Below are 24,408 nucleotides of genomic sequence, written 5' to 3'. Positions count from 1 at the left end.
CCGAATGCAGAATTTCGTGCGTCGGCGCTCGACGCTCGACGCTCGACGCGGGCGATCGCATCGATCGGGCGGACGATCTACACCGCCGCCGCAATCGTCTCCCGCAACCACCGATGCGCGGGATCGCGATGCACGCGCTCGTGCCACAGCATCGACATTTCATAGCCGGGCACCTCGACCGGTGCGTCCACCACGCGCAGCGCGGGCACGTCGCGCACCAGCCGCTCGGGCAGCATCGCGACGAGATCGGTGCTCGCGACGGCCGACATCACGAACAGGAAGTGCGGCACCGACAGCACGACGCGCCGCGTGGCCCCTGCCTTCGCGAGCACTTCGTCCGTCACGCCGAAGAAGCCGCCGCCGTCGGGCGACACGATCACGTGTTCGAGCGTGGCGAACTGCGCGAGCGTCGGGCGCCGCTTCAGCTTCGGATGACCGGCGCGGCCGATCAGCACGTAGCGCTCGACGAACAGCGGCAGGCGCCGCATGCCGGGCGGCGACCCTTCCGTCGTATGGAAGGCCAGGTCGATGCCGTTTCGTTCGGCATCCTGCTCGATGCGCGGCGGCACGAGTTCGACGACGGCGAGCCGCGTGCCGGGCGCGGTCGAACGCAGCGTGCGCAGCGCGGGCAGCACGATCGTCGATTCGCCGTAGTCGGTCGCGGCCACGCGCCACGTGTGCGTCGCGGTCGCGGGATCGAACGGCGTGGCCGGGATCACCGCGCGCTCGACCGCTTCGAGCGCATTGCGCAACGGCTCGCGCAGCGCTTCCGCGCGCGCGGTCGGCCGCATCCCGCGCGGGCCGGGCAACAGCAGCGGATCGCCGAACACGTCGCGCAGTTTCTGCAGCTGCACGCTGACCGACGGCTGCGACATGTTCAGCTTCTCGGCCGCGCGCGTGACGTTGTGCTCGGCGAGCAGCACGTCCAGCGTGACGAGCAGGTTCAGATCGAGCCGTCTGAGATTATTCATGGCTATACCTGGGATATCAGGAATTCATTTCAAATATACCGTTGAAAGCCGCATCCTGCAGTCATTCAATCCACGGAGTGACGAACATGAATGTGCTGATCGTGTATGCCCATCCCGAGCCGCGTTCGCTGAACGGCGCGCTGCGCGATTTCGCCGTCGCGCATCTCGAAGCGGCCGGCCACGCGGTGCAGGTGAGCGACCTGTATGCGATGAACTGGAAGGCGACGCTGGATCCGAACGACGTGACCGATCGTGTACCCGATGCGCGATTCGATCCGTCGCTCGATTCGAAGCGCGCGTTCGCAGCGGGTACGCAAAGCGAAGACATCGCACGCGAGCAGGACAAGCTGAAGTGGGCCGACGCGGTGATCCTGCAGTTTCCGCTGTGGTGGTTCTCGATGCCGGCGATCATGAAGGGCTGGTTCGAGCGCGTATATGCGTACGGTTTCGCGTACGGCGTCGGCGAACATTCCGATACGCACTGGGGCGACCGCTACGGCGAAGGGATGTTGGCAGGCAAGCGGGCGATGATCGTCGTCACGACGGGCGGGTGGGAATCGCACTACAGCCGGCGCGGCATCAACGGGCCGATCGACGACTTGCTGTTCCCGATCCAGCACGGCGTGCTGTATTACCCGGGGTTCGACGTGCTGCCGCCGTTCGTGATCTACCGGACGGGCAAGATGAACGCCGCGCGTTTCGACCAGACGTGTACGGCGCTCGGCCAGCGTCTGAACGATCTGTGGACCACACCGCCGATTCCGTTCCGCCGGCAGAACGCGGGCGATTACGAGATTCCGGCGCTGACGCTGAAGGAGGACATCGCGCCGGGGAAAGTGGGGTTCGCCGCGCATTTGACCGCCTGACGGTTACTGCACACCCCGAGGCAGGGCGGCACGGACAACCGCCGCCAAATGCAAGATGCCAAACGCGGAATGCAAACGACCCGGCCGGCCTGCGTGACATCGCCGGCCGCCCGGGTCGTGCTTCTCGTGGCATCTCGTGGCACCTCGCGGCCGTGGGGCACGGCCGCGATTCACCGTTGCTTACCGATCGTCGTCCCGCACCGAAGACGGATGCCGGCACAGCGCCCGCACCTCCATCTCCATATACGGAAACAGCGGCAGCTGGCTCAGCACGTCATGCAGCTGCTGCACGCTTTCGACGTCGAAGATGCTGACGTTCGCATACTGCCCGGCGATCCGCCACAGATGGCGCCAGACGCCTTCGTTCATCAGCCGCTGGCACATCGCCTTTTCTTCGGCCTTCAGCGTGGCCGCCTTCACCGGGTCCATGTCCGCCGGCAGGCGAACGGTCATTTCCACATGAAACAGCATCCTGCACTCCTTGCGTTGTCGATTCGTCGAACGGGAAGGGCGCTCACGCCTGCGCGCGGGCCCGCTCGACTTCGCTGCCCGGCACGTCCTGCTTGTCCTTGAGCAGCGAGAAGTCGAAGTCGATCAGCGCGAACTGCCCGTCGACGCCGTACGGCTTGCCTTCCGCGCCCTCTGCCTGCCTGACCGGCGGGATCAGCCCGTCGCGCGTCGCGAATGCGAAGTCGTCCCACAGATGCGGATCGCCATCGATGTTGATCTGCGTCGTCAGCTTACGATAACCGTCCGCCGAAACGAAGAAGTGGATGTGCGCCGGACGATGGCCGTGGCGGCCGAGCTGGTCGAGCAGTTGCTCGGTCTTGCTGCCCGGCGGCACGCTGTAGCCGACCGGCAGCACGCTGCGGAAGCTGTAGCGGCCTTCGGCATCGGTGCGGATCGAGCGGCGCAGGTTGAACGCGGGCTGCGACGCGTCGAAGTACGAGTAATTGCCCAGATGGTTCGCATGCCACACCTCGACCAGCGCGTTCGCGAGCGGTGCGCCGTCCTGGCCGAGCACCCGGCCGCGCATGATCAGCGTCTGGCCCGGATCGGTGCCGTCGTCGAGCCGCGCGTGGCCGACCGATTCCGGCGCGCCGGCGACGTACAGCGGCCCTTCGATCGTGCGCGGCGTGCCGCCCTGGATGCCGGCCTTTGCCTCGGCTTCGTCCATCCGCACGTCGAGGAAGCGTTCGAGGCCGAGGCCCGCGGCGATCAGCCCGAATTCGCGGCCGGCTTCGTTCAGGTAGTTCAGGGCCGTCCAGAATTCGCTCGGCTGCACGTCGAAGTCCTCGATCGTGTAGCAGATGTCCTTCACGATCCGGTTGACGATCGCGCGCACGCGCGGGTTGCCGGGCTTCTCGGCGGCGTCGTCGAAGGTCTTCAGCAGGGCGTCGATGGCTTGCTTGTTCATCTGTGTCTCCGGTGTCGGTTGTCGTGTGGGGATCAGCGGGCGCCGCGTCGCATCCGTTCGATGCGGGCCCAGTCGAAGGTGATGCCGAGGCCGGGCGTCGCCGGCAGATGCAGCTTGAAATCCTCGTAACGCAGCGGCTCGACGAGGATCTCCTCGGTGAGCAGCAGCGGGCCGAACAGTTCGGTGCCCCATTTCAGCGAGTCGAACGTGCTGAACAGTTGCGCGGACGCCATCGTGCCGGCCGCGCCTTCGAGCATCGTGCCGCCGTACAGTTCGATGCCGGCCGCCGCGGCGATCGACGCGACGCTCGCCGCGCCCTGCAGGCCGCCCGATTGCGCGATCTTCACCGCGAACACGTCGGCCGCGCGATCCTGCGCGAGCGCGAACGCATCGACGGCGCCGTGCAGCGCCTCGTCGGCCATGATCGGCACCTGCGCGAGCTGCGTGAGGCGTTTCAGCCCCGCGCGGTTGGTCGCGGCGATCGGCTGCTCGACGAGGCTCACGCCGGCGTCGGCCAGCCGCGCGCCGGCCCAGATCGCGTCGGTTTCGCTCCACGCCTGGTTCACGTCGACCCGCACGTCGCCGCGCTCGCCGAGCGCGCGCTTGATCGCGACCACGTGCGCCACGTCGTCGGCGACCGCGTTCGAGCCGATCTTCAGCTTGAACGCGCGATGGCGGCGGGCGTCGAGCATCGCTTCGGCTTCCGCGATGTCGCGCTGCGTGTCGCCGCTCGCGAGTGTCCACGCGACATCGACCGTATCGGTCCGGCGCCCGCCGAACAGCTCGGACAGCGGCACGCCCAGGCGCCGCGCCTGCGCGTCGAACAGCGCGGTCTCGATCGCGCACTTCGCGAAGCGGTTGCCCTGGAACAGCTTGCGCGCCCGCGCCAGCGCGGCGCCCGGACGCGTCGCGTCCAGGCCCTGCAGCAGCGGCGCGAAGTAGGTGTCGATGTTGACCTTGATGCTTTCGGGGCTCTCCTCGCCATAGGCGAGGCCGCCGATGGTCGTCGCCTCGCCGACGCCTTCGATACCGTCCGTGCATCGAACGCGGACCAGCACGAGGGTCTGGCAATTCATCGTCGCGACCGACAATTTGTGGGGCCGGATCGTCGGCACGTCGACCAGCAGCGTCTCGATGCGTTCGATGGTGGCGGCAGTTGCTATCATGCGATTCCTCCTGTTGGTGCACATGGTAGGAATTCCGGCCCCGCGTCGTCCAACACTCTTTCCGACTACTTCCATACCTTTGAGGCATGAAATGGAATTGCGTCAGCTCCGTTACTTCATCGCCGTCGCCGAGGAAATGAACATCACGCGGGCGGCGGAGCGGCTGCACATGACGCAGCCGCCGCTGAGCCGCCAGCTCCAGGCGATCGAGGAGGAGATCGGGCTGCCGCTGTTCGAGCGTGGCGCACGGCCGCTGAAACTGACCGATGCCGGGCGCGTGTTCTATGCGCAGGCGAAACGTCTGGTCGACCAGGCCGACGAACTGGGGCCGCTCACGCGACGGCTCGCGCAACTGTCGGAGCGGATCGTGATCGGCTTCGTGCCGTCGGCGCTGTACGGCGCGCTGCCGGATGTGATCCGTGCGTTTCGCGAGGCGCAGCCGGACGTCGAGCTGTCGCTGATCGAAATGTTCACGCTCGAACAGCTCGGCGCGCTGAAGGGCGGGCGGATCGACGTGGGGTTCGGCCGCCTGCGCTTCGACGACGACCAGCTGGTGCGCGAGGCGCTGATCGAGGAAAAGCTGATCGCGGCGCTGCCGGCCGGGCATCGGCTCGCCGATCCGGCTCGGCCGCTGACGCTCGCGGATCTCGCGAACGAGACGATGATCGTCTACCCGAGCACGCCGCGGCCGAGCTTCGCCGATCAGCAGTTGTCGGCGCTGCGCGACGGCGCGGTCGTGCCGGCGGCCGTGCACGAGGTGCGCGAGCTGCAGACCGCGCTCGGGCTCGTGGCCGCGCAGGTGGGCGTGTCGCTGGTGCCGGAGAGCGTCGAGGGCGTGCGCGTGAAGGGCGTCGTCTACCGGCGGCTGCCGGAGCCGGGCGCGACGTCGCCGATCATCATGAGCCGTCGTCTGCACGGCGAAAGCGCGGCCACGGCCGCGTTTTGCGCGATTGCGCGGGAGATGATCGTGCCGGCCGCGTGACGGCTGCCGGACGGCCCAAAAACGCTCGCCGTGCGGGCCGATTATTGCCGCACATGGTTTTTTCTATCCTGCCCGTGCCGGATAAACCGGCAAGGCTGCTCTCCGTAAACAGGGTTGGACGCGGGGTTTCCCGCTCCGTATCGACCTGGAACATTCGAGGAGAGCAGCGTGAGCCGATTTGGGAAAAGCATAAAGTTCAGGATCTTTTTCGCGCTTGCCGCGTGTGTCGCGCTCATGGTCGCCATCGGCGTGTTCGGGCTGTTCGGCCTGTCGAGGCTGAATGCGAACGTCCACGATGCCTATACGGGCAATACCTTGCCGATCAGCGAGTTGTCGGAAATTCGCGCCGCGACCTTCGAGACGCAGCTGCGGCTGCGTGGGGCGTCGTCCGAGCGCGATCCCGCGCGGCTCCGGAGCGGGATCGACGAGACGCGTGCCGAGCAACGCCGTCTCGACACGATATGGAACCGCTACTACGGCCAATCGATCACGAGCGAGAAGGAGCAGCGCATCGCCGACCGCATTCGCGACGTGCTGCCCCGGTTCCGGGCCGGCGTGGACGCGGCCCTCGCAGCGGTGGACGGCGGGGACCGCGATGCCGCCACGGCGGCGATCGACCGGCTGGCGCCCGCCGCCGGCGCGCTCAAGCAGGCGCTCGACGACGACATCGCCCTGAACATCGATCAGGCGAAGTCGTTCGTCGATGACAGCGCGTCGACCTTCGTCATGATCTTGTGGATCGCGATCGGCCTGATCGGCATCGGCGTGCTGGTCGCGGCGTGGGTGTCCGCGCACCTGATGCGACACATCTCGACGCCGCTCGGGCAGGCCGTGAGCGTGGCCGACGAAATCGCCGGCGGGTCGCTGGACAACCGGATCGACATCGCTTCGCACGATGAATTCGGCCGGTTGCTCGGGGCGCTGGCGACGATGGACCGGCAGCTGGGTACGACGGTGCGCGGCATCAAGCGCAGCGCGGAAGCGGTGGCGGTCGCGTCGCGCCAGATCGCGAGCGGCAATGCCGATCTGTCGGCCCGCACGGAAGAGCAGGCCGCGTCGCTCGAGGAAACCGCGTCGAGCATGACGCAACTGACCGAGACCGTGAGGCAGAACGCCGACAACGCGCAGCAGGCCAATACGCTGGCGACGCGCGCAACCGGCATGGCCGATGCCGGCAACGATGCCGTGCAGAGCATGGTCGCGACGATCGGGCAGATCAGCAGCAGTTCCAGCCAGGTTTCCGACATCACGGGCGTCATCGAGGGCATCGCGTTCCAGACCAACATCCTCGCGCTCAACGCCGCGGTGGAGGCCGCGCGCGCCGGCGAGCAGGGGCGCGGCTTCGCGGTGGTCGCGAGCGAGGTGCGCAGCCTCGCGCAGCGCTCGGCGGCCGCCGCGAAGGAGATCAAGGAACTGATCGGCGCGTCGGTGTCGATGATCCGGGACAGCGCGCAGCAGGCCACGGGCGTCGGCGCGACGATGGGGGACGTGAAGCTCGCGATCAAGCAGGTGTCCGATATCGTCGCCGAAATCGCGGCGGCCTCGCGGGAGCAGAGCCAGGGGATCGGGCAGGTCAATCTGGCGATCGAGCAGATGGACCAGGTGACGCAGCAGAACGCGGCGCTCGTCGAGCAGGCAGCCGCGGCGGCGCATTCGCTCGAGGAGCAGGCCGGCCGCCTGCAGGCGGCGATGGCCACGTTCAAGCTCGCCCCGAATGCCGTCGATGTGCCGGCCGTGACGTCGGTCGCGCCTGCGCCGGCATCCGCGCTCGCCCTCGCGCCGACGAAACCGCCGGTGGTGGAGCCGCTGGCGGCAGGGCTGAGCGTCCCTGTCGCGGGCGGAGCCGTCGACTGGAAGGCATTTTGATCGGGATAACGGTTCGCAGCCTGCTGCGACGGGAGTATCGACCCTTGAAAGGCTCGACGCGTTCTGCTCACGTGGTACTCACGCTCGATGCGCTCGTCGACGCATGCGTGCGTTTCGATCCGTCGGACGGGGATCAACGGCTGATCGTCCGGACGCTGGTCGTGCCGATGCTCGCACGGCGGCTGAAGTGGCTGGGGCTGTTGCTGCGCGCGAGTCCGCGCAGCGAGGCCACGCGCACGATGCTCGAACGGATCGAAGGGGCGCTCGCGTGCGCGGCGGCACGGCTCGAGGCTGCGCGCCGGCCGTCCGCGGATACGGCGACGAATGCCGTGCCGCGGCGCGGACCGCGGGCGTAGATCCCGACGTCGTCGCGGGAGCGAGGGCCGACCGTCGCTCGGAGCGCGGTCGCCCGCACGAACGAAAGGCGAATGGTGGAGACAGCGATTGGCAGGACGGCGCGCGAAACGCCGCGTGCGGCGTGGAGCGGCGCGCGGACGGCTGCTTCAGCGCCTGGCGTCGAGCGTTTCCGACGGCGATTCGCCGAACTTCTCCCGATACGCGATCGCGAACCGGCCCAGGTGGGTAAACCCGCAATCGAGCGCGATATCGGCAATCCGCCGGTCCGATGCCGCGCCGCGCAGCAGTTCGCGCGCGTGCGCGAGCCGCGTCGCGCGCAGGTATTGCATCGGGCTCATCCCGCGGAATTGCAGGAACGCATCGCGCAGCGTCCGTTCGGGCACGTTGGCGGCCTGGACGATATCGGCGAGCTGCAGCGGCTGCGCGTAGTGCGCATCGACGAACTCCTGCGCGCGCCGCACGAAACCCGGCGCCGGGTCGCGGTGCGCCGCCTGCAGCACCGACGGCGGATGGCCTTCGATCAGCAGGTCGATCAGCAGATGCTCGAGCTGCGACGCGACCCGCGGGTTCGCGTTCGCACGTTCCAGCAGCTCGGGCGACCGCGCGACGAGCATCAGTTGCTGGCGCCACGCGGCGAGTGCGGTGTCGCTCACGTGCAGCACCGGGTCGAGCATCGCGCGCGGGTTGCCGGTCAGCGCGCCGACGGTCGCCGCGTCGATGCGCAGCACGAACTGCTCGCAATCGGCCGACAGCACCGCGTCGAAGCGCTCGCCGGGCGCGCACAGCACGCCGGTCTGGCCATCGACGCCGAGTTGCCGCCCCATCGCGCGCACTTCGGCCTGCCCGGACAGGCAGAACATCAGCAGGTAGTAGCCGTCGACGGCATCGACCTGCACGCGCATCGCGTCGCCGAACGCGATCGTGCCGATCCCGAGCCCGCCCAGCTTGACGAAATCCATGTGCGACGCACCCCGCACACGGCCGCTCGGCAGCAGCGCGTGCGGCTGCATCACGCGCGAGATTCGCTCGCGCGTCTCGTCGAGATCGCGGGATTCGAACAGCCGGTGCGCGCGCAGCGCGAGCGGCTCGAACGACGTTGGGGACATGGGCCTGTGCCTTGGTATGGACGACGCGCGCTTCGATCCGACGAATGGGTCGCGATCGTGCGGCGGCCGCGTGTGCCGCCATGCTAGCGCAGAAATCCGCCGAAAGTGGATATTGCGCCGCCGCAATCGCACTTTCCGGATAGACGCCGAATATTAGCTTTTCAAAAATCGGCTCCATGCATTCAACGCAACGGAACCACAAGGAGTCCGACATGGAGCAGACAGAATCGCCCGTCGTTTTCGCCGCGCGCGGCGACGCGTCCGACGTGACCTTCCCGCACGACGACGGCTCGCGCGTGCCGTACAAGGTGTTCAGCTCGCGGGCGGTCTACGATCGCGAGCAGGAACGCATCTTCCGCGGGCCGACGTGGAATTTCGTCGCGCTCGAAGCGGAAATTCCGAACGCCGGCGACTTCAAGAGCACGTTCGTCGGCGACACGCCGGTGGTCGTCACGCGCACCGAGGACGGCACGCTGTCCGCGTGGGTGAACCGCTGCGCGCACCGCGGCGCGCAGGTGTGCCGCAAGTCGCGCGGCAACGCGAGTTCGCACACGTGCGTGTATCACCAGTGGAGCTTCGACAACCAGGGCAACCTGCTCGGCGTGCCGTTCCGGCGCGGCCAGAAGGGGATGACCGGGATGCCGGCCGATTTCGACCCGAAGCAGCACGGGCTGCGCAAGCTGCGCGTGGACAGCTATCGCGGGCTCGTGTTCGCGACCTTCAGCGATGAAGTGGCGCCGCTGCCCGAGTATCTCGGCGAGCAGATGCGCCCGTGGATCGACCGGATCTTCCACAAGCCGATCGAGTATCTCGGCTGTACGCGCCAGTATTCGAAGTCGAACTGGAAGCTGTACATGGAGAACGTGAAGGACCCGTATCACGCGAGCATGCTGCATCTGTTCCATACGACCTTCAACATCTTCCGCGTCGGGATGAAGGCGCGCTCGATTCCGGATGCGAACCACGGGCTGCACAGCATCATCACGGTGACGAAGACGGGCGACGATACGTCGGCCGCGTACAAGCAGCAGAACATCCGTTCGTTCGACGAGGGCTTCCATCTGGAAGACGAATCGATCCTCGATCTCGTGTCCGAATACGACGAGGACTGCACGAACCATATCCAGCCGATCTTTCCGCAGCTCGTGATCCAGCAGATCCACAACACGCTGGTCGCGCGGCAGATCCTGCCGAAGGGCCCCGACAACTTCGAGTTGATCTTCCACTTCTTCGGCTATGCGGACGACACGCCCGAGCTGCGCGCGCTGCGCATCAAGCAGGCGAACCTCGTCGGGCCGGCCGGCTACATCTCGATGGAAGACACGGAGGCGACCGAGCTCGTGCAGCGCGGCACGGTGCGCGATGCCGACGCGACGTCGGTGATCGAGATGTCGCGCGGCAATCCGGACCAGCAGGACACGGTGATCACCGAGAGCCTGATCCGCAAGTTCTGGGTCGGCTACCAGAAGCTGATGGGCTATTGAGGCGGGAGCAAAAAATGACGGAAGACATGAAGACGTGGTTCGAGATTTACATGCTCCAGAACCGCTACATCGGGCACCTCGACAACGACCGGCTCGAACACTGGCCGGAGATGTTCACCGAGGACTGCACGTACGAGATCGTGCCGAAGGAGAACGCCGATCTCGGGCTGCCGGTCGGGATCGTGCACTGCACGAACCAGCGGATGCTGCGCGACCGCGTGGTGTCGCTGCGGCACGCGAACATCTACGAGGAGCACACGTACCGGCACATGACGTCGGGCCTGACGATCGTCGCCGAACGCGACGGCGAATTCGATACCGAGAGCAATTACGTGGTCGTGCAGACGCGCAGCAACGGCGAATCGAACGTGTACCAGGCCGGCAAGTACTACGACACGGTCGTGCGCACGCCCGACGGCTGGCGCTACAAGACCAAGCGCGTGATCTACGACACGTCGCGCGTGCAGACGCTGCTCGCGACGCCGATCTGACCGATCTGACCGCTCTGACGAAGCAAGGAACCGACATGACCGAAGCAACGCTGGCCGAGTGGCATCCGCTCGGCGCTTTCGACGAATTTTCCGAAGACGAACCGGCGGCGCGGGTCGCCGGCCAGAAGCCGATCGCCGTGTTCCGGATCGGCGACGAACTGTTCGCGATGCACGACCTCTGCACGCACGGCCATGCGCGGCTGTCCGAAGGCTATGTGGAGGACGGCTGCGTCGAATGCCCGCTGCACCAGGGGCTGATCGACATTCGCACCGGCGCGCCGAAATGCGCGCCGATCACCGAGCCGGTGCGGACCTATCCGATCCGGATCGTCGACGGGCAGGTGGAAGTCAATGTCGGCTGATCCGTTCGTGATCGTCGGCGCCGGCCACGCGGCGCGGCGTACGGCAGAAGCACTGCGCGAACGCGATGCAACGGCGCGCATCGTGATGATCGGCGCGGAGCGCGAGCTGCCGTACGACCGGCCGGCGCTGTCGAAGGACGCGCTGCTGACGGACGGCGGCGAACGGCGCGCGTTCATCCGCGATGCCGCGTGGTACGACACGCAGCGTATCGAGCTGCGGCTCGGCACGCGGGTCGACGCGATCGAGCGCGACGCGCGGCGGGTGCGGCTCGACGACGGTGCGACGGTGCCGTACGGCCAGCTCGTGCTCGCGACGGGCTCGCGCGTGCGCCCGTTCGGCGGGGCGATCGACGAAGGTGTCGCGGTGCACTACGTCCGCACGGTCGACGATGCGCGTGCGTTGCGTGCGCGACTGGCGCCCGGGCGCCGCGTGGCGGTGCTCGGCGGCGGCTTCATCGGCCTCGAGGTCGCGGCGGCGGCACGCCAGCTCGGTTGTGACGTGACGGTAATCGACCCGGCGCCGCGGTTGCTGCAGCGCGCGTTGCCGGAAGTGGTCGGTGCTTACGCGCGCCGGTTGCACGAGGCGCGCGGCGTGATCTTCCAGTTGGCGACGCTGCCGCGCGCGATTCGGCGCGCGCCGGGCGGCGACGCGGTCGTCGAGACCGATCGCGGCGACGTGCCGGCCGACATCGTCGTGGTCGGCATCGGCGTCGTGCCCAACGTCGAGCTGGCGCAGGCGGCCGGGCTCGACGTCGACAACGGGATACGCGTCGACGCAGGCTGCCGCACGGCCGATGCCGCGATCTTCGCGGCCGGCGAGGTGACGATGCACTTCAACCCGCTGCTCGGGCGGCATGTGCGGATCGAATCGTGGCAGGTGGCCGAAAACCAGCCAGCCGTCGCGGCCGCGAACCTGCTCGGCGCCGACGAGACCTATGCCGAGCTGCCGTGGCTGTGGTCCGATCAGTACGACTGCAACCTGCAGATGCTCGGGCTGTTCGGCAGCGAGCGCACGATCGTCGTGCGCGGCGATCCGGCAAGCGGGCCGTTCACGGTGTTCGGGCTCGGCGACGACGGCAGGATCGTCGCGGTGGCCGCGGCGAACCTGGGGCGCGACATCGGTGCGTCGCGCCGGCTGATCGCGGCAGGGGCGGTGCCCGATCCGGTGAAGCTGGCCGATCCGGCGGTGAACCTGAAAACGTTTCTGTGACGCGGTGAACGAACGCGGCCGGCGTGGCCGCGTTCGCACCGGGCAACTGGCACGTGGGCGAAGCCCGTGCCGGGCGGCATGCCCGGCGTGCGGGTTTGTCGTCGGTCGGCGATCGGTGCATATTAGCGGCATTGCCGTTTCACCGGTCGCCCATGACGCCAGACAAAGCTCTCGAACTGAAACGCAGCAAGCGCCGCGCGCTATGGCTGCTCCTGGCCGCCGTCGCGGTGTTCGTCACCACCATCCTGCTGCCGCGCGGCCCGTGGGTCGACGGTTTCAAGGCCGTCGCCGAAGCCGCGATGGTCGGTGCGCTCGCCGACTGGTTCGCGGTCGTCGCACTGTTCCGTCGCGTACCGATCCCGTTCGTGTCGCGCCATACCGAGATCATTCCGAAGAACAAGGACAAGATCGCCGACAACCTCGCGGTATTCGTGCGCGAGAAATTCCTCGGCCCCGATGCGCTCGCCGCGCAGATCCGCCAGCACGATCCCGCGCAGAAGCTCGGCGCGTGGCTCGGCGAGCCGGCGAACACCGACGCGCTCGGCGGCTACGTGACGAAGCTGATGAGCTTCGCGCTCGACATGACCGACGACGCGCGGATCCAGTCGTTCGTCCACGATGCATTCCGCGCGGTGATCGACCGGGTCGACCTGTCGCAATCGGCCGGCGCGATCCTCGATACGCTGACGAAGGACGGCCGCCACCAGGCGCTGCTCGACGACGCGATCGAACAGGTGGTCGACGTGCTCGACAAGGAAGAGAACCGCGAGGTGATCGCGGGCTTCATCGTCGAGTGGCTGAAGACGCAATACCCGAAGGTCGAGAAGATCATGCCGACGCAGTGGTTCGGCGAGAACGGCGCGCGCATGCTCGCGAGCGCGGTGAGCCGCGTGCTCGAAGGCGTGGCGGCCGACCCCGAGCACGAGCTGCGGCAACGCTTCGACCGGACGGTCGTGCGGCTGACCGAGCGGCTGAAGCACGACCCTGCGTTCATCGCGAAGGGCGAGGAGATCAAGCGCTATATTCGCGACGGCGATGCGTTCAACGAGTATGTGCGCGACTTGTGGGACCAGTTGCGTGCGTGGCTGAAGGCCGATCTCGCCCGCCCCGATTCGGCGCTGCACCGGCAGGCCGCGACGCTGGGCGGCTGGCTCGGCGCGCGGCTCGCCGGGAGCCCGGCGCTGCGTGCGTCGCTGAACGAGCATGTGGAGCGGGCCGTGCACGAGATGGCGCCCGATTTCGCCGATTTCCTGATGCGCCACATTCGCGACACGGTGCGCAACTGGGATGCGCGCGAGATGTCGCGACAGATCGAGCTGAACATCGGCAAGGATCTGCAATACATCCGGATCAACGGCACGCTGGTCGGCGGGCTGATCGGGCTCGGGTTGTATCTGGTGTCGCTGGTGCCGCGCTGGGCGGCCGGGTGGCTGCACTGACGCGGGTACGGGCATTGCACCCGCGGCGCGACGCCGTGCACCGCCGGCTCACGCGGCAGCCTTGGCGCCGTGCAATTGCAGGCCGAGCGCCTTGATGACCTTCAGGATCGTGCCGAAGCTCGGATTGCCGTCGTGCGACAGCGCCTTGTACAGCCCTTCGCGCGACAGGCCCGCATCGCGGGCGACCTGCGACATGCCGCGGGCACGGGCGATCACGCCGAGCGCATGCGCGATGAAGGCCGGATCGTCGCCGGCCTCCTGCAGGCAGGCGTCGAAGTAGTCGGCCATGTCGTCTTCGGTTTTCAGGTGTTCGGCCGAATCCCACGGCCGCGTCTTGATCTTGTCCATCGATCACTCCATGTCGAGGTGCGCGGGCATTGCGTGCGCGGCGCGGATGTCGGCCTGTTGCGTCGATTTATCGCCGCCGCAGAGCAGGATGACCCATATCGTTCCGCGCCTCACGTAATAGACGCGATAGCCGGGGCCGTGGTCGATACGCATTTCGACGACGGGGGAGCCGGCGGATTTCCAGTCGCCCGGATTGCCCATCGACAGACGGTCGATGCGCGCCTGGATGCGCCGCCGCGCGACGCGATCCGGCAGGCCGGCGAACCACGCTTCGAAGACGTCGGTGGTCCGGATGCTGAACGTAGGCGCACTGTAGGGCACGGATTGCAGGATGTCAACCATGGTTCACATGTTCGATGAATGGAATTCGGTTGCGCCTACGGTAGCGCCGCGCGCGTCGTTCGAGGTGGAATTGGCCGTCAGGCCGATCCCGTCGCGCGGCGGGAGCCGGCCATCCGGTCGAAGTCGGAATCTCGCGAATCCGTCTACAATCAAAAACGTCTTTGCCGCCCGCGCGTGCTTGCCGCGTGCGGGCGGGTCCGTTCGTCCTCCGGTATCCGGAGGCGCCGCCGCGCATCACGCATCGAGCATCGCGTGTTGCGCGGCGAGCAGTGCCGTGGTCTGTGTCCAGTAGATAAGGCGTCCGCGTGCCGTAGGCCGGCGCGCGTCCTGAACGCCGCGTGTCCGTAGGCCGGGCAGGCGGCATAACCGAGAGTCCCCATGAAAGCATCGGATCTGTTCGTGAAGGCGCTGGAAGCCGAAGGCGTCGAGTACGTGTTCGGCATTCCCGGCGAGGAAAACCTCGATCTGCTCGAATCGCTGCGGCGATCGAAGATCAAGCTCGTGCTGACCCGGCACGAGCAGGCGGCCGGGTTCATGGCCGCCACCTACGGCCGCCTCACGGGCCGCACCGGCGTGTGTCTCGCGACGCTCGGGCCGGGCGCGACGAACTTCGTGACGGCCGCCGCGTATGCGCAGCTCGGCGGGATGCCGATGCTGATGATCACCGGGCAGAAGCCGATCAAGTCCAGCAAGCAGGGCCACTTCCAGATCGTCGACGTGGTCGACATGATGCAGCCGCTCACGAAGTTCACGCGGCAGATCGTGTCGATCGGCAACATCCCGTCGGCGGTGCGCGAGGCGTTCCGCCGCGCGGAGGAGGAGCGCCCGGGCGCCGCGCACCTCGAACTGCCCGAGGACATTGCGCACGAGGAGGGCGACGGCAAGCCGATCCCGCGCAGCTACAGCCGGCGGCCGGTGGCCGAGGAGAAGGCGGTCGCGCACGCGGTCGACGCGATCCAGGCCGCGCGCCATCCGCTGCTGATGATCGGCGCGGGCGGCAACCGCAAGACCACTTGCAAGATGCTGCTCGAATTCGTCGACAAGACGGGCATCCCGTTCTTCACGACACAGATGGGCAAGGGCGTGATCGACGAGACGCACCCGCTGTGGCTCGGCAACGCGACGCTGTCCGACGGCGACTTCGTGCATCGCGCGATCGAGCAGGCGGATTGCATCATCAACGTCGGCCACGACGTGATCGAGAAGCCGCCGTTCTTCATGCGCACCGACGACAAGACCGTGATCCACGTGAACTTCCTCGGCGCGCAGGTCGATCCCGTCTATTTCCCGCAGATCGAGGTGGTCGGCGACATCGCGAATGCGGTGTGGCAGATGAAGGAGGCGCTGACGCCGCAATCGCACTGGGATTTCGAGCGCTTCAAGATGATCAAGGCGCATTTCGACGCGCACCTGGAAAAAGGCCAGCACGACCCGCGGTTCCCGATGTACCCGGTGCGGATCGTCAACGACCTGTACAACGCGTTGCCGGTCGACGGCATCGTCTGTCTCGACAACGGGATGTACAAGATCTGGTTCGCGCGCTACTGGCGTGCGCACGAGCCGAACTCGCTGCTGCTCGACAACGCGCTCGCGTCGATGGGCGCGGGCCTGCCGTCGGCGATCGCGACGAAGATCGTGCATCCGCAGCGCAAGGTGATCGCCGTGTGCGGCGACGGCGGCTTCATGATGAATTCGCAGGAGCTCGAAACGGCCGTGCGGCTGAAGCTCGACATCGTCGTGATGATCCTGCGCGACGATGCGTTCGGGATGATCCGCTGGAAGCAGGAGAACATGAATTTCCCCGATTTCGCGATGACGCTGCAGAACCCCGATTTCGTGTCGTACGCGCAAAGCTACGGCGCGCACGGGCATCGCGTCGAGTCGGCCGACGATCTCGAGCCGTTGCTGCGCGAGTGCTTCTCGTCGCCGGGCGTGCACGTGATCGACGTGCCGATCGATTACTCGGACAACGAGCGCGTGCTGAACCGCGAGATCAAGCGCCTGTCGGCGCAACTTTGAATTCCCGTTCACAGGAAGGAGTCGTTCCATGTTGAAGGAAACCTATCCGTACTACCTCGCCAACGAAGCCGTCTACGCGAACACCGATCTGGAGGTGACCGACAAGTTCAGCGGCAAGGTCGCCACGCGCGTCGCGCTGGCCGACGCGAAGGCGATCGATGCGGCGATCGCCGCGGCCGTCGACGCCACGAAGCCGATGCGCGAGATGCCGGCCTACCAGCGGCAGGCCGTGCTCGATCATTGCGTCGCGCGGTTTCGCGAGCGTTTCGACGAGCTGGCCGAGGCGCTGTGCATCGAGGCCGGCAAGCCGATCAACGATTCGAAGGGCGAAGTCACGCGGCTGATCGACACGTTCCGCGTCGCGTCCGAGGAATCGGTGCGCATCGACGGCGAGATCGTCAACCTCGAAATCTCCGCGCGGGCGCAGGGCTATACGGGCTACACGAAGCGCGTGCCGGTCGGCCCGTGCTCGTTCATCTCGCCGTTCAACTTCCCGCTGAACCTGGCCGCGCACAAGGTCGCCCCCGCGCTCGCGGCCGGTTGCCCGTTCGTGCTGAAACCCGCGAGCCGCACGCCGATCGGCGCGCTGATCATCGGCGAGGTGCTCGCGGAAACCGACCTGCCGAAGGGCGCGTTCTCGGTGCTGCCCGCGCATCGCGACGGCGCCGACCTGTTTACGACCGACGAGCGCTTCAAGCTGCTGTCGTTCACCGGCTCGCCGGCCGTCGGCTGGGCGCTGAAGGAGAAGGCCGGCAAGAAGAAAGTCGTGCTGGAACTCGGCGGCAACGCGGCCGCGATCGTCGATGCGGACCAGCGCGACCGGCTCGACTACGTGGTCGAGCGGCTCGCGTTCGGCGCGTATTACCAGTCGGGCCAGAGCTGCATCGGCGTGCAGCGGATTCTCGTCCATGCGGATCTTTACGACGCGCTGCGCGAGAAGCTGATCGCGAAGACGCGTTCGCTGAAGATGGGCGATCCGAAGGACCCGTCGACCTTCGTTGGCCCGATGATCTCCGAATCCGAGTCGCGCCGGCTGTCGGGCTGGATGGACGCGGCCGTCGCGGCGGGCGCGAAGATCGTCGCGGGCGGCAAGGTCGACGGCGCGATGTTCGAGGCGACGCTGCTGGAGAACGTCGGGCGCGAGCAGGACCTGTACCGCAAGGAGGCGTTCGGCCCGGTCGCGATCCTCGAGAAGTTCGACCGCTTCGACGACGCGCTCGCCCGCGTGAACGACAGCGACTTCGGGCTGCAGGCCGGCGTGTTCACCGATTCGCTCACGCATGCGCACCGCGCATGGGACGAACTGGAGGTCGGCGGCGTGGTGATCAACGACGTGCCGTCGTTCCGCGTCGACAACATGCCGTACGGCGGCGTGAAGGATTCGGGCCTCGGCCGCGAAGGCATCCGCTACGCGATCGAGGACATGACCGAGCCGCGGCTGATGGTCGTGCGGCGCCGGTAACGCACGGCAGGCGGCGCGGTGCCATGACGGCACGCGGGCAGGCGATCGGCCGGCCCGCGTGCCGTTTTTCATGGTGGCGTGCGCAGCGGCACGGCGCCGCGCGTGCCCCACGCGGCAGGCCGCCCGAAACAGGCTCGACTGCGAGCCTCCCCTCGTGATGTAATCGCGCGAAACTGCCGACCGGGTACGACGCCGGAACGCGCGAATTCATTCTTCACGAGGTCGATTCATGTCCCCCGTCTCGGCATTCAAGCTGGTTCTGCTGTCATTCCTCGCGATCGTCGCGCTCGAATGCATCGCCAAGCGGCTGCGGCTGCCGCCCGCGGCCGCGCTGCTGATCGGCGGCATCGGCATCGCGTTCATCCCCGGGCTGCCGCCGATCAACCTCGATCCCGAGCTCGTGCTGCTGGTGTTCCTGCCGCCGCTGCTGATGGACGGTGCGTACTTCTCCGTGTGGGAAGAATTCAAGCGCAACGTCGGCGGCATCCTGATGCTGGCGATCGGAGCGGTGGTATTCACGACGTTCGCGGTCGGCTTCGCCGTGCACTGGGTCGTGCCGGCGCTGCCGTGGGCCGCGTGCTTCGCGCTCGGCGCGATCGTGTCGCCGCCCGATGCGGTCGCCGCGAAGGCCGTGCTCGAACGCGTCGCGCTGCCGCGCCGGTTGATGGTGCTGCTCGAAGGCGAGAGCCTGCTGAACGACGCGGCCGGCCTCGTGCTGTTCCGTTTCGCGGTCGCGGCCGCGCTCACCGGCGCGTTCAGCCTCGAGCACGCGGTCGTGCGTTTCGCGGAGCTGGGGCTCGGCGGCGTGGTGGTCGGCTTCGTGGTCGGCAAGCTCGTGGTGTGGTTCCTGAAGCTGCTCGACGACGACTATCTCGTGATCACCGTCGCGGTGATCGCCGGCTGGATCGCGTACATCGCGGGCGAAATGGTCGAGGTGTCGGGCGTGATCTCGACCGTCACGGCCGGCATGATCATCGGCTGGCATCAGCACGAGGTGTTCTCGGCGGCCGTGCGCACGCGCGGCACCGCGTTCTGGCAGGTCATCGTGTTCCTGCTCGAGGCGATGGTGTTCGTGCTGATCGGGCTGTCGCTGCGCGGCGCGATCCATCGGCTCGGCGGCTTCGAGCAGGTGCTCGGCACGATGGTGCCGCCCGTGCTCGCGGTGCTGGCGGCGGTGGTCCTGTCGCGCTTCGTGTGGATCTACGCGGTCGAGGCGCTGAAGTGGCCGGTGCGCGGCCTTGCGCGGCGCGGCGAGGCGCCCGACTGGAAGGCCGCGACGATCATGAGCTGGGCCGGCATGCGCGGCGTGGTGACGCTGGCGATCGCGCTGTCGCTACCCGAGGCGTTGCCCGGCCGCGACGTGATCCTGGTCGCGTCGTTCGCGGTGATCCTCGTCACCGTGCTGCTGCAGGGCACGACGATCGGGCCGCTGATCCGGCTGCTGCGCCTGCCGCAGCGCGAAGAGCGCGCCGCGCACCACCTGACTGAGCCGCAGACGTGGGCGTACGTCGAAGCCGCGCAGCTCGCGGCGATCCAGCCGCTCGTGCGTGACGAGAACGGCGTCGTGATCCATCCGCGCCTGCTCGAGCAATACACGTATCGCGCCGAGCTGACCGAACGGACGAAGAACGAGCCCGCATATCCGGCGGAAGTGCGCATGGCGCACTACGACGTGGTGCTGGCCGCGATCCGGGCGGGCCGCGCCGAACTGTTGCGCCTGCACCGGTCGGGGCGCATTCACGACGAGATGCTGCACGCGCTCGAACGCGATCTCGACCTGCAGGAAGTGTCCGCGCAGCACGCGCGAGGGTAAGCGGGCGCGCGGCACGCCGCTCGCGAATCGCACCACGGGCCGGCGTCCTGCCGGCCCTGCCGCGCGCGGGTCGAGCGCCCGTTGCGCGATTGTCTCTTTTCCGCCTGCCGATTCGGGTTATTCGAATCCGGCCCTCAATACGATCGGCCGCCAGCCTTGCAACGCATGCAAACCTCGTGGCGGCGGTCTCGCAAACGTTATCGTCTTTCGAATCCGGAAATGATCCGATTTATCTGTTTCCGTCTCTTTCTGCATATTTGGCAAAACTAAACCGGAAGGAGATAGATGCTGTGTTCTAATTTCATTTAGAATCAGCCGGTTATGTTTATTGAGAGAAAGAATGCGGAGGTAATGCGGTCGCCGACGGGGAAACAAGCGGCGTCCGAGGCCCCGCAAGGCAGTGCCGACAGGCCAAATCGGCGGAATCAGGCGGGTTTTTCAACTGCCAATATAAGATAGCGTCCAAGTCGGATAAACAACTCCTATGAAAGAATCGATTGGAGATTCGGCGTTTGAAACTGTATTTATGAAAGAATCGAGCAGTGATAATGCCTCGGATTGCCTCGAATCGGGGTTATCGGTCCTCCTCGTCGACGACCAGCCGTTCGTCGGCGAGGTGATCCGCCGCGCGTTGCGCAGCGAGCACGACATCGACCTGCACGTGTGCACCGACGCACATCGGGCGATGGCGGTCGCGCGCGACGTGAAGCCGACGGTCATCCTGCAGGATCTCGTGATGCCGGAGATCGACGGCCTCGATCTCGTGCGCGCCTGGCGCGCGGACGCCGGCACCGCACGCGTGCCGATCATCGTGCTGTCCGCGAAGGAGGAGCCGATCGTCAAGCGCGAGGCGTTCATCGCCGGCGCGAACGACTATCTGGTGAAGCTTCCGGACGCGATGGAGCTCACCGCGCGCATCCGCTATCACTCGAATTCGTACCTGATGTCGCGCCAGCGCGACGAGGCGCTCGATTTCCTGTCGCACGACATGCGTTCGCCGCAGACGTCGATCCTCGCGCTGCTCGACGTCTACCGGACCGAACACGGCGACATGCCGGCGATCATGGAGCGCATCGCCGGCCATGCGCGGCGCGCGCTCGCGCTCGCCGACGGCTTCATCCACCTGACCCGCGCGCAGTCCGAGCGCCGCGCGCACGAGGTCGTGAGTCTCAACGAGATCGTGCTCGACGCCGTCGACCAGCTGTGGGAGAAGGCTGCCGGGCTCGGCTGCCGGGTGATCGCGCACGTGCCGGATACCGAGTGCGTGACGATGGGCGACCGCATGATGCTGACGCGCGCGGTCGCGAACCTGGTCGACAACGGGCTGAAGTACGGCCCGGCCGGGATGGACGTTCATTGCACGCTGACCGGCGAGGGCGGCGCCTGGCTGATCGGCGTCGAGGATGCCGGCACCGGCATCGCGCCGGAGCAGCGCACGGCCGCGACCGAGTCGTTCGTGCAGCTCGAATCCGCGCACGGCGCGGCGCGCGGCGGCTTCGGCCTCGGGCTCGCGTTCGTCCGCGCGACGGCGGCGCGGCATCGCGGCCAGATCCTGATGCGCAATACGGCGCGCGGCTTCATGGTCGCGCTTCGGCTGCCGGCGCAAGCGGAGCGGTGATTTCGCGGCGCGGCCTGCCGGCGCCGCGCCGCCCGCGAGACCCCGACGCGCTCGTGGCGCGCCCTCCGGCGCGCAGGCGGGTGTGGATTTTTTCAACGCAGAATTTAGAAAGCCCATAACGAACATGGCCACCGTGACGCCCCGCGCGACCAATGAAAGCCTGCATCCGACGATCGGCGCTGCCCGGCTGACGCTCGGCAATCGCATCCTGCTCAGCTTCGGCGTGCTGTTCGTGCTGATGCTGGTGACAGCCGGCGTGTCGTACGAGCGACTGCGCGCGATCAACGCCGAAGCCGTCAGCATCGAGCGCGACTCGTTGCCCGGCGTCTACCTCGCGTCATCGCTGCGCGCGGCGGTCAACGAAACGTTCGTCATGCTGCAGCAGGCGACCTTCGTCGAGACCGACCCCGACGCCGTGCAGCGCGATCTCGCGAAGATCGCGGACGCGACGAAGCAGGTCGAATCGCTGTCGGTCGACTACCAGGCGTCGATCTTCCGCGACGACGACCGTGCGCGTTTTGCGACGTTTCGCGGCGCATACGATCGCTACCTGCCGCTGTTGACCGACGCGGTACAGAGGCACCGCGGCTCGCGCGACGAAGCGATCGCCGCCTACGCGAAGGTGTTGCCGGGGTGGGCCGAGGTCGTGCAGGACGCGAACATCATGGTCCAGGAGAACCGCAAGTTCGCGGACCAGTCCGCGAGGGTGATCCGCGAATCCGTGCAGGACGCGGAAGTCGTGCTCGTCGGCGCGCTGACGATCATGCTGCTGTCCGCGCTCGGGCTCGGCTACATGCTGTACCGCTCGGTCACCGTGCCGATGGCGCGGCTCGTCGAGGTGCACGACGTGATGCGCACCGGCAACCTGACCCATCGCCTCGATCTGCGCCGCCGCGACGAATTCGGCACGCTCGAAACCGGCTTCAACCGGATGGCCGACGAGCTGACCGAGCTGGTCGCGCGCGCGCAGCAGTCGTCGATGCAGGTGACGACGTCGGTGGCCGAGATCGCGGCGACGTCGCGCGAACAGCAGGCGACCGCGAACGAGACCGCGGCGACGACGACCGAGATCGGCGCGACCTCGCGCGAGATCTTCGCGACGTCGCGCGACCTGCTGCGCACGATGAACGAAGTGGCCGGCGTGGCCGAGCAGTCGGCGACGCTCGCGGGCGTGAGCCAGAGCGGGCTCACGCGAATGGGCGAGACGATGCGCAGCGTGATGGACGCGGCCGGCTCGGTGAACGCGAAGCTCGCGATCCTCAACGAGAAGGCGCTGAACATCAACCAGGTGGTCGCGACGATCACCAAGGTGGCCGACCAGACCAACCTGCTGTCGCTGAACGCGGCGATCGAGGCCGAGAAGGCCGGCGAGTACGGCCGCGGCTTCGCGGTCGTCGCGACCGAGATCCGCCGCCTGGCCGACCAGACGGCGGTGGCGACCTACGACATCGAGCAGACGGTCAAGGAAATCCAGTCGGCCGTGTCGGCAGGCGTGATGGGGATGGACAAGTTCTCCGAGGAAGTACGCCGCGGGATGCTCGACGTGCAGCAGGTCGGCGGGCAGCTGTCGCAGATCATCGCCGAGGTGCAGACCCTCGCGCCGCGCTTCCAGATGGTCAACGAAGGGATGCAGACGCAGGCGAACGGCGCCGAGCAGATCACGCAGGCGCTGTCGCAACTGTCGGAAGCCGCGCAGCAGACGGCCGAGTCGCTGCGCCAGTCGTCGCAGGCGATCGACGATCTGACGCTCGTCGCGAACCAGTTGCGCACCAGCGTGTCGCGCTTCAAGGTCGACGCGTGACGCGCGCCGATCCGCAGAACGGCGCCCACGCGCTGTTCCTGATGTTCGAGCTCGACGGCGAGCGCTATGCGCTCGACGCGGCCGGCATCGACGAGGTGCTGCCGCTCGCCGTCATGAAGGCGGTGCCCGGCGCGCCCGACTGGATCGCCGGGCTGCTGATGCGCGGCGGCCAGCCGGTGCCGGTGATCGACGTGCCGATGCTGGCGCTCGGGCGGCGCGCGCAGGCGCTGCGCTCGACGCGGCTCGTGATGGTGCGTCATCGCGCCGGTCACGCCGATGGCGAGCGCACGATCGGCCTGATCGTGGAGCGCGCGACGCAGACGATGCGGATCGACCGCGCGGCGTTCCGCGCCAGCGGCATCTCGACCGCGCGCACGCGCTGGCTCGGGCGGGTCGCGAACACGCCCGACGGCGTCGTGCAGCAGGTGTCCGTGCCCGACCTGGTCGACGACGTTGCACGCCTGTATCTGTTCGACGGCCTGCCGGGCCACGGGGAGGAGTCCGCATGAACATGTCCGAATCGCGATTTCGCGGCTGGTTGCTGCGCGAGACCGGCATCGACCCCGATTCGCTCGGCAACGATTTCCTGATGCGGGCGCTGGCGGATCGCGTGCATGCGTTGCAGGCGGACGGCGAGCGCGTGCCGTCGGCCGCGCGGCCGCCCGTGACGCCGGAAGCGCTCGACGCGTACTGGCAGCAGCTCAACGCGTCGGCCGACGAACGGCGTGCGCTGATTGAGTTGTTCGTCGTCCCCGAGACGTGGTTCTTCCGCGACCGCGAGGCCTTCGCGACGCTCGCGCGGCTGGCCGCCGAACGGCTCGCCGCGATGCCGGGCCGCGTGATCCGCGTACTGAGCGCGCCGTGTTCGACGGGCGAGGAACCGTATTCGGCGGCGATGGCATTGCTGGATGCGGGGCTCGAACCGGCCAGCTTCACGATCGACGCGATCGACCTCAGCGCGCGTGCGATCGAGCAGGCGCGGCTCGGCTGTTACGGGCGCAATGCGTTCCGCGGGACGGCGACGGAGTTTCGTACGCGGTATTTCACGCCGACCCGCGACGGCTGGCTGCTCGACGAGCGCGTGCGCGCGTGCGTGCAGTTCAGTCATGCGAACCTCGTCGAACCGGTGGCCGATACCGGCATTCGCTACGACTTCGTGTTCTGCCGTAACGTACTGATCTATTTCGACCGCGATGCGCAGGATCGCGTGATCCGCTCGCTCGACGCGCGTCTCGCCGACGACGGCATGCTGTTCGTCGGTCCGGCGGAGACGGGCGTCGCGATGCGG

At 67.5% G+C, this 24,408-nt stretch carries 23 protein-coding genes; 16 read left to right on the top strand and 7 right to left on the bottom strand.

Going from position 1 to position 24,408, the window contains the following annotated elements; translation table 11 throughout:
* Window positions 1–77: 77 nt before the first annotated feature.
* Window positions 78–971 (bottom strand): LysR family transcriptional regulator, encoded by an 894-nt coding sequence (locus tag JMF86_RS23740; protein WP_011548244.1) that lies wholly within the window; start codon window positions 969–971, stop codon window positions 78–80.
* An 86-nt stretch (window positions 972–1,057) separates the two neighbouring features.
* On the opposite strand from JMF86_RS23740, the gene JMF86_RS23735 reads away from it, so the two are divergent.
* On the top strand, window positions 1,058–1,837 hold the full coding sequence (locus tag JMF86_RS23735) for an NAD(P)H-dependent oxidoreductase (protein WP_011548243.1): 780 nt from the start codon (window positions 1,058–1,060) through the stop codon (window positions 1,835–1,837).
* 180 nt (window positions 1,838–2,017) lie between these two features.
* Here the strand turns inward: JMF86_RS23735 and catC are convergent, their stop codons facing one another.
* From catC to JMF86_RS23720, 3 genes are read right to left on the bottom strand one after another with little or no spacing between them, the layout of a single operon-like run.
* Window positions 2,018–2,308 (bottom strand): muconolactone Delta-isomerase, encoded by a 291-nt coding sequence (gene catC, locus JMF86_RS23730; protein ID WP_006479534.1) that lies wholly within the window; start codon window positions 2,306–2,308, stop codon window positions 2,018–2,020.
* A gap of 43 nt (window positions 2,309–2,351) precedes the next feature.
* A complete protein-coding gene (catA, locus tag JMF86_RS23725; protein ID WP_006479533.1) occupies window positions 2,352–3,254 on the bottom strand; it encodes a catechol 1,2-dioxygenase in 903 nt (300 codons plus the stop codon).
* A 32-nt stretch (window positions 3,255–3,286) separates the two neighbouring features.
* The gene (locus JMF86_RS23720; protein WP_011548241.1) at window positions 3,287–4,420 is read right to left on the bottom strand and encodes a muconate/chloromuconate family cycloisomerase; all 1,134 of its coding nucleotides are present in this window, start codon (window positions 4,418–4,420) and stop codon (window positions 3,287–3,289) included.
* A 91-nt stretch (window positions 4,421–4,511) separates the two neighbouring features.
* On the opposite strand from JMF86_RS23720, the gene JMF86_RS23715 reads away from it, so the two are divergent.
* From JMF86_RS23715 to JMF86_RS23705, 3 genes are all read left to right on the top strand, one after another.
* Window positions 4,512–5,402, top strand: coding sequence for a LysR family transcriptional regulator (locus JMF86_RS23715; RefSeq protein WP_011548240.1), 891 nt, complete (start codon window positions 4,512–4,514; stop codon window positions 5,400–5,402).
* A 168-nt stretch (window positions 5,403–5,570) separates the two neighbouring features.
* Complete coding sequence (locus JMF86_RS23710; RefSeq protein WP_011548239.1) at window positions 5,571–7,268, top strand: methyl-accepting chemotaxis protein; 1,698 nt, start codon at window positions 5,571–5,573, stop codon at window positions 7,266–7,268.
* A gap of 44 nt (window positions 7,269–7,312) precedes the next feature.
* The gene (locus JMF86_RS23705; RefSeq protein WP_011548238.1) at window positions 7,313–7,624 is read left to right on the top strand and encodes a hypothetical protein; all 312 of its coding nucleotides are present in this window, start codon (window positions 7,313–7,315) and stop codon (window positions 7,622–7,624) included.
* A gap of 147 nt (window positions 7,625–7,771) precedes the next feature.
* On the opposite strand, the gene andR is transcribed toward JMF86_RS23705, so the two are convergent.
* Window positions 7,772–8,731: an anthranilate 1,2-dioxygenase regulatory protein AndR gene (andR, locus tag JMF86_RS23700; protein ID WP_011694667.1), complete on the bottom strand. Its 960-nt coding sequence runs from the start codon at window positions 8,729–8,731 to the stop codon at window positions 7,772–7,774.
* Between the two features lie 212 nt (window positions 8,732–8,943).
* Between andR and andAc the strand changes: the two genes are divergently transcribed.
* The 5 genes from andAc to JMF86_RS23675 all read left to right on the top strand — a co-directional run bounded on the left by andAc (window position 8,944) and on the right by JMF86_RS23675 (window position 13,717).
* On the top strand, window positions 8,944–10,215 hold the full coding sequence (gene andAc / locus JMF86_RS23695) for an anthranilate 1,2-dioxygenase large subunit AndAc (RefSeq protein WP_027811470.1): 1,272 nt from the start codon (window positions 8,944–8,946) through the stop codon (window positions 10,213–10,215).
* A gap of 14 nt (window positions 10,216–10,229) precedes the next feature.
* Window positions 10,230–10,706: an anthranilate 1,2-dioxygenase small subunit AndAd gene (andAd, locus tag JMF86_RS23690; protein ID WP_011548235.1), complete on the top strand. Its 477-nt coding sequence runs from the start codon at window positions 10,230–10,232 to the stop codon at window positions 10,704–10,706.
* Between the two features lie 35 nt (window positions 10,707–10,741).
* Entirely contained in the window at window positions 10,742–11,068 is a 327-nt protein-coding gene (gene andAb, locus JMF86_RS23685; RefSeq protein WP_006479527.1) for an anthranilate 1,2-dioxygenase ferredoxin subunit AndAb, read from the top strand.
* Window positions 11,058–12,278 (top strand): anthranilate 1,2-dioxygenase system ferredoxin--NAD(+) reductase, encoded by a 1,221-nt coding sequence (gene andAa, locus JMF86_RS23680; RefSeq protein WP_011548234.1) that lies wholly within the window; start codon window positions 11,058–11,060, stop codon window positions 12,276–12,278. Before andAb ends, andAa begins: the two co-directional genes overlap by 11 nt.
* Before the next feature lie 152 nt (window positions 12,279–12,430).
* Window positions 12,431–13,717, top strand: a complete 1,287-nt coding sequence (locus JMF86_RS23675) for a DUF445 domain-containing protein (protein WP_011548233.1) — start codon at window positions 12,431–12,433, stop codon at window positions 13,715–13,717.
* Between the two features lie 48 nt (window positions 13,718–13,765).
* On the opposite strand, the gene JMF86_RS23670 is transcribed toward JMF86_RS23675, so the two are convergent.
* Window positions 13,766–14,065 (bottom strand): addiction module antidote protein, encoded by a 300-nt coding sequence (locus tag JMF86_RS23670; protein ID WP_006490972.1) that lies wholly within the window; start codon window positions 14,063–14,065, stop codon window positions 13,766–13,768.
* Window positions 14,066–14,068: 3 nt separating this feature from the next.
* Complete coding sequence (locus JMF86_RS23665; protein WP_011548231.1) at window positions 14,069–14,407, bottom strand: type II toxin-antitoxin system RelE/ParE family toxin; 339 nt, start codon at window positions 14,405–14,407, stop codon at window positions 14,069–14,071.
* Window positions 14,408–14,785: 378 nt separating this feature from the next.
* Here JMF86_RS23665 and JMF86_RS23660 point away from each other — a divergent pair, with 378 nt between their 5' ends.
* The 7 genes from JMF86_RS23660 to JMF86_RS23630 form a co-directional block, all read left to right on the top strand.
* Complete coding sequence (locus JMF86_RS23660) at window positions 14,786–16,426, top strand: acetolactate synthase large subunit (protein ID WP_011548230.1); 1,641 nt, start codon at window positions 14,786–14,788, stop codon at window positions 16,424–16,426.
* Window positions 16,427–16,454: 28 nt separating this feature from the next.
* Window positions 16,455–17,888: an aldehyde dehydrogenase family protein gene (locus tag JMF86_RS23655; RefSeq protein WP_006479522.1), complete on the top strand. Its 1,434-nt coding sequence runs from the start codon at window positions 16,455–16,457 to the stop codon at window positions 17,886–17,888.
* Between the two features lie 229 nt (window positions 17,889–18,117).
* On the top strand, window positions 18,118–19,701 hold the full coding sequence (locus tag JMF86_RS23650) for a Na+/H+ antiporter (protein WP_011548229.1): 1,584 nt from the start codon (window positions 18,118–18,120) through the stop codon (window positions 19,699–19,701).
* Between the two features lie 484 nt (window positions 19,702–20,185).
* Entirely contained in the window at window positions 20,186–21,319 is a 1,134-nt protein-coding gene (locus JMF86_RS23645) for a hybrid sensor histidine kinase/response regulator (protein ID WP_006479520.1), read from the top strand.
* Window positions 21,320–21,443: 124 nt separating this feature from the next.
* On the top strand, window positions 21,444–23,120 hold the full coding sequence (locus JMF86_RS23640) for a methyl-accepting chemotaxis protein (protein WP_011548228.1): 1,677 nt from the start codon (window positions 21,444–21,446) through the stop codon (window positions 23,118–23,120).
* A complete protein-coding gene (locus tag JMF86_RS23635) occupies window positions 23,117–23,629 on the top strand; it encodes a chemotaxis protein CheW (protein ID WP_006479518.1) in 513 nt (170 codons plus the stop codon). The genes JMF86_RS23640 and JMF86_RS23635 overlap by 4 nt, the downstream gene beginning before the upstream one ends.
* Window positions 23,626–24,408, top strand: a 783-nt coding sequence (locus tag JMF86_RS23630) for a protein-glutamate O-methyltransferase CheR (RefSeq protein ID WP_201317160.1), incomplete at its 3' end; no start/stop codon positions are given. The genes JMF86_RS23635 and JMF86_RS23630, both read left to right, overlap by 4 nt.

Source organism: Burkholderia sp. E168m15 (assembly GCF_016586105.1).
Lineage (GTDB): Bacteria > Pseudomonadota > Gammaproteobacteria > Burkholderiales > Burkholderiaceae > Burkholderia > Burkholderia orbicola.
This window is presented reverse-complemented; position numbering and strand designations above follow the sequence as displayed.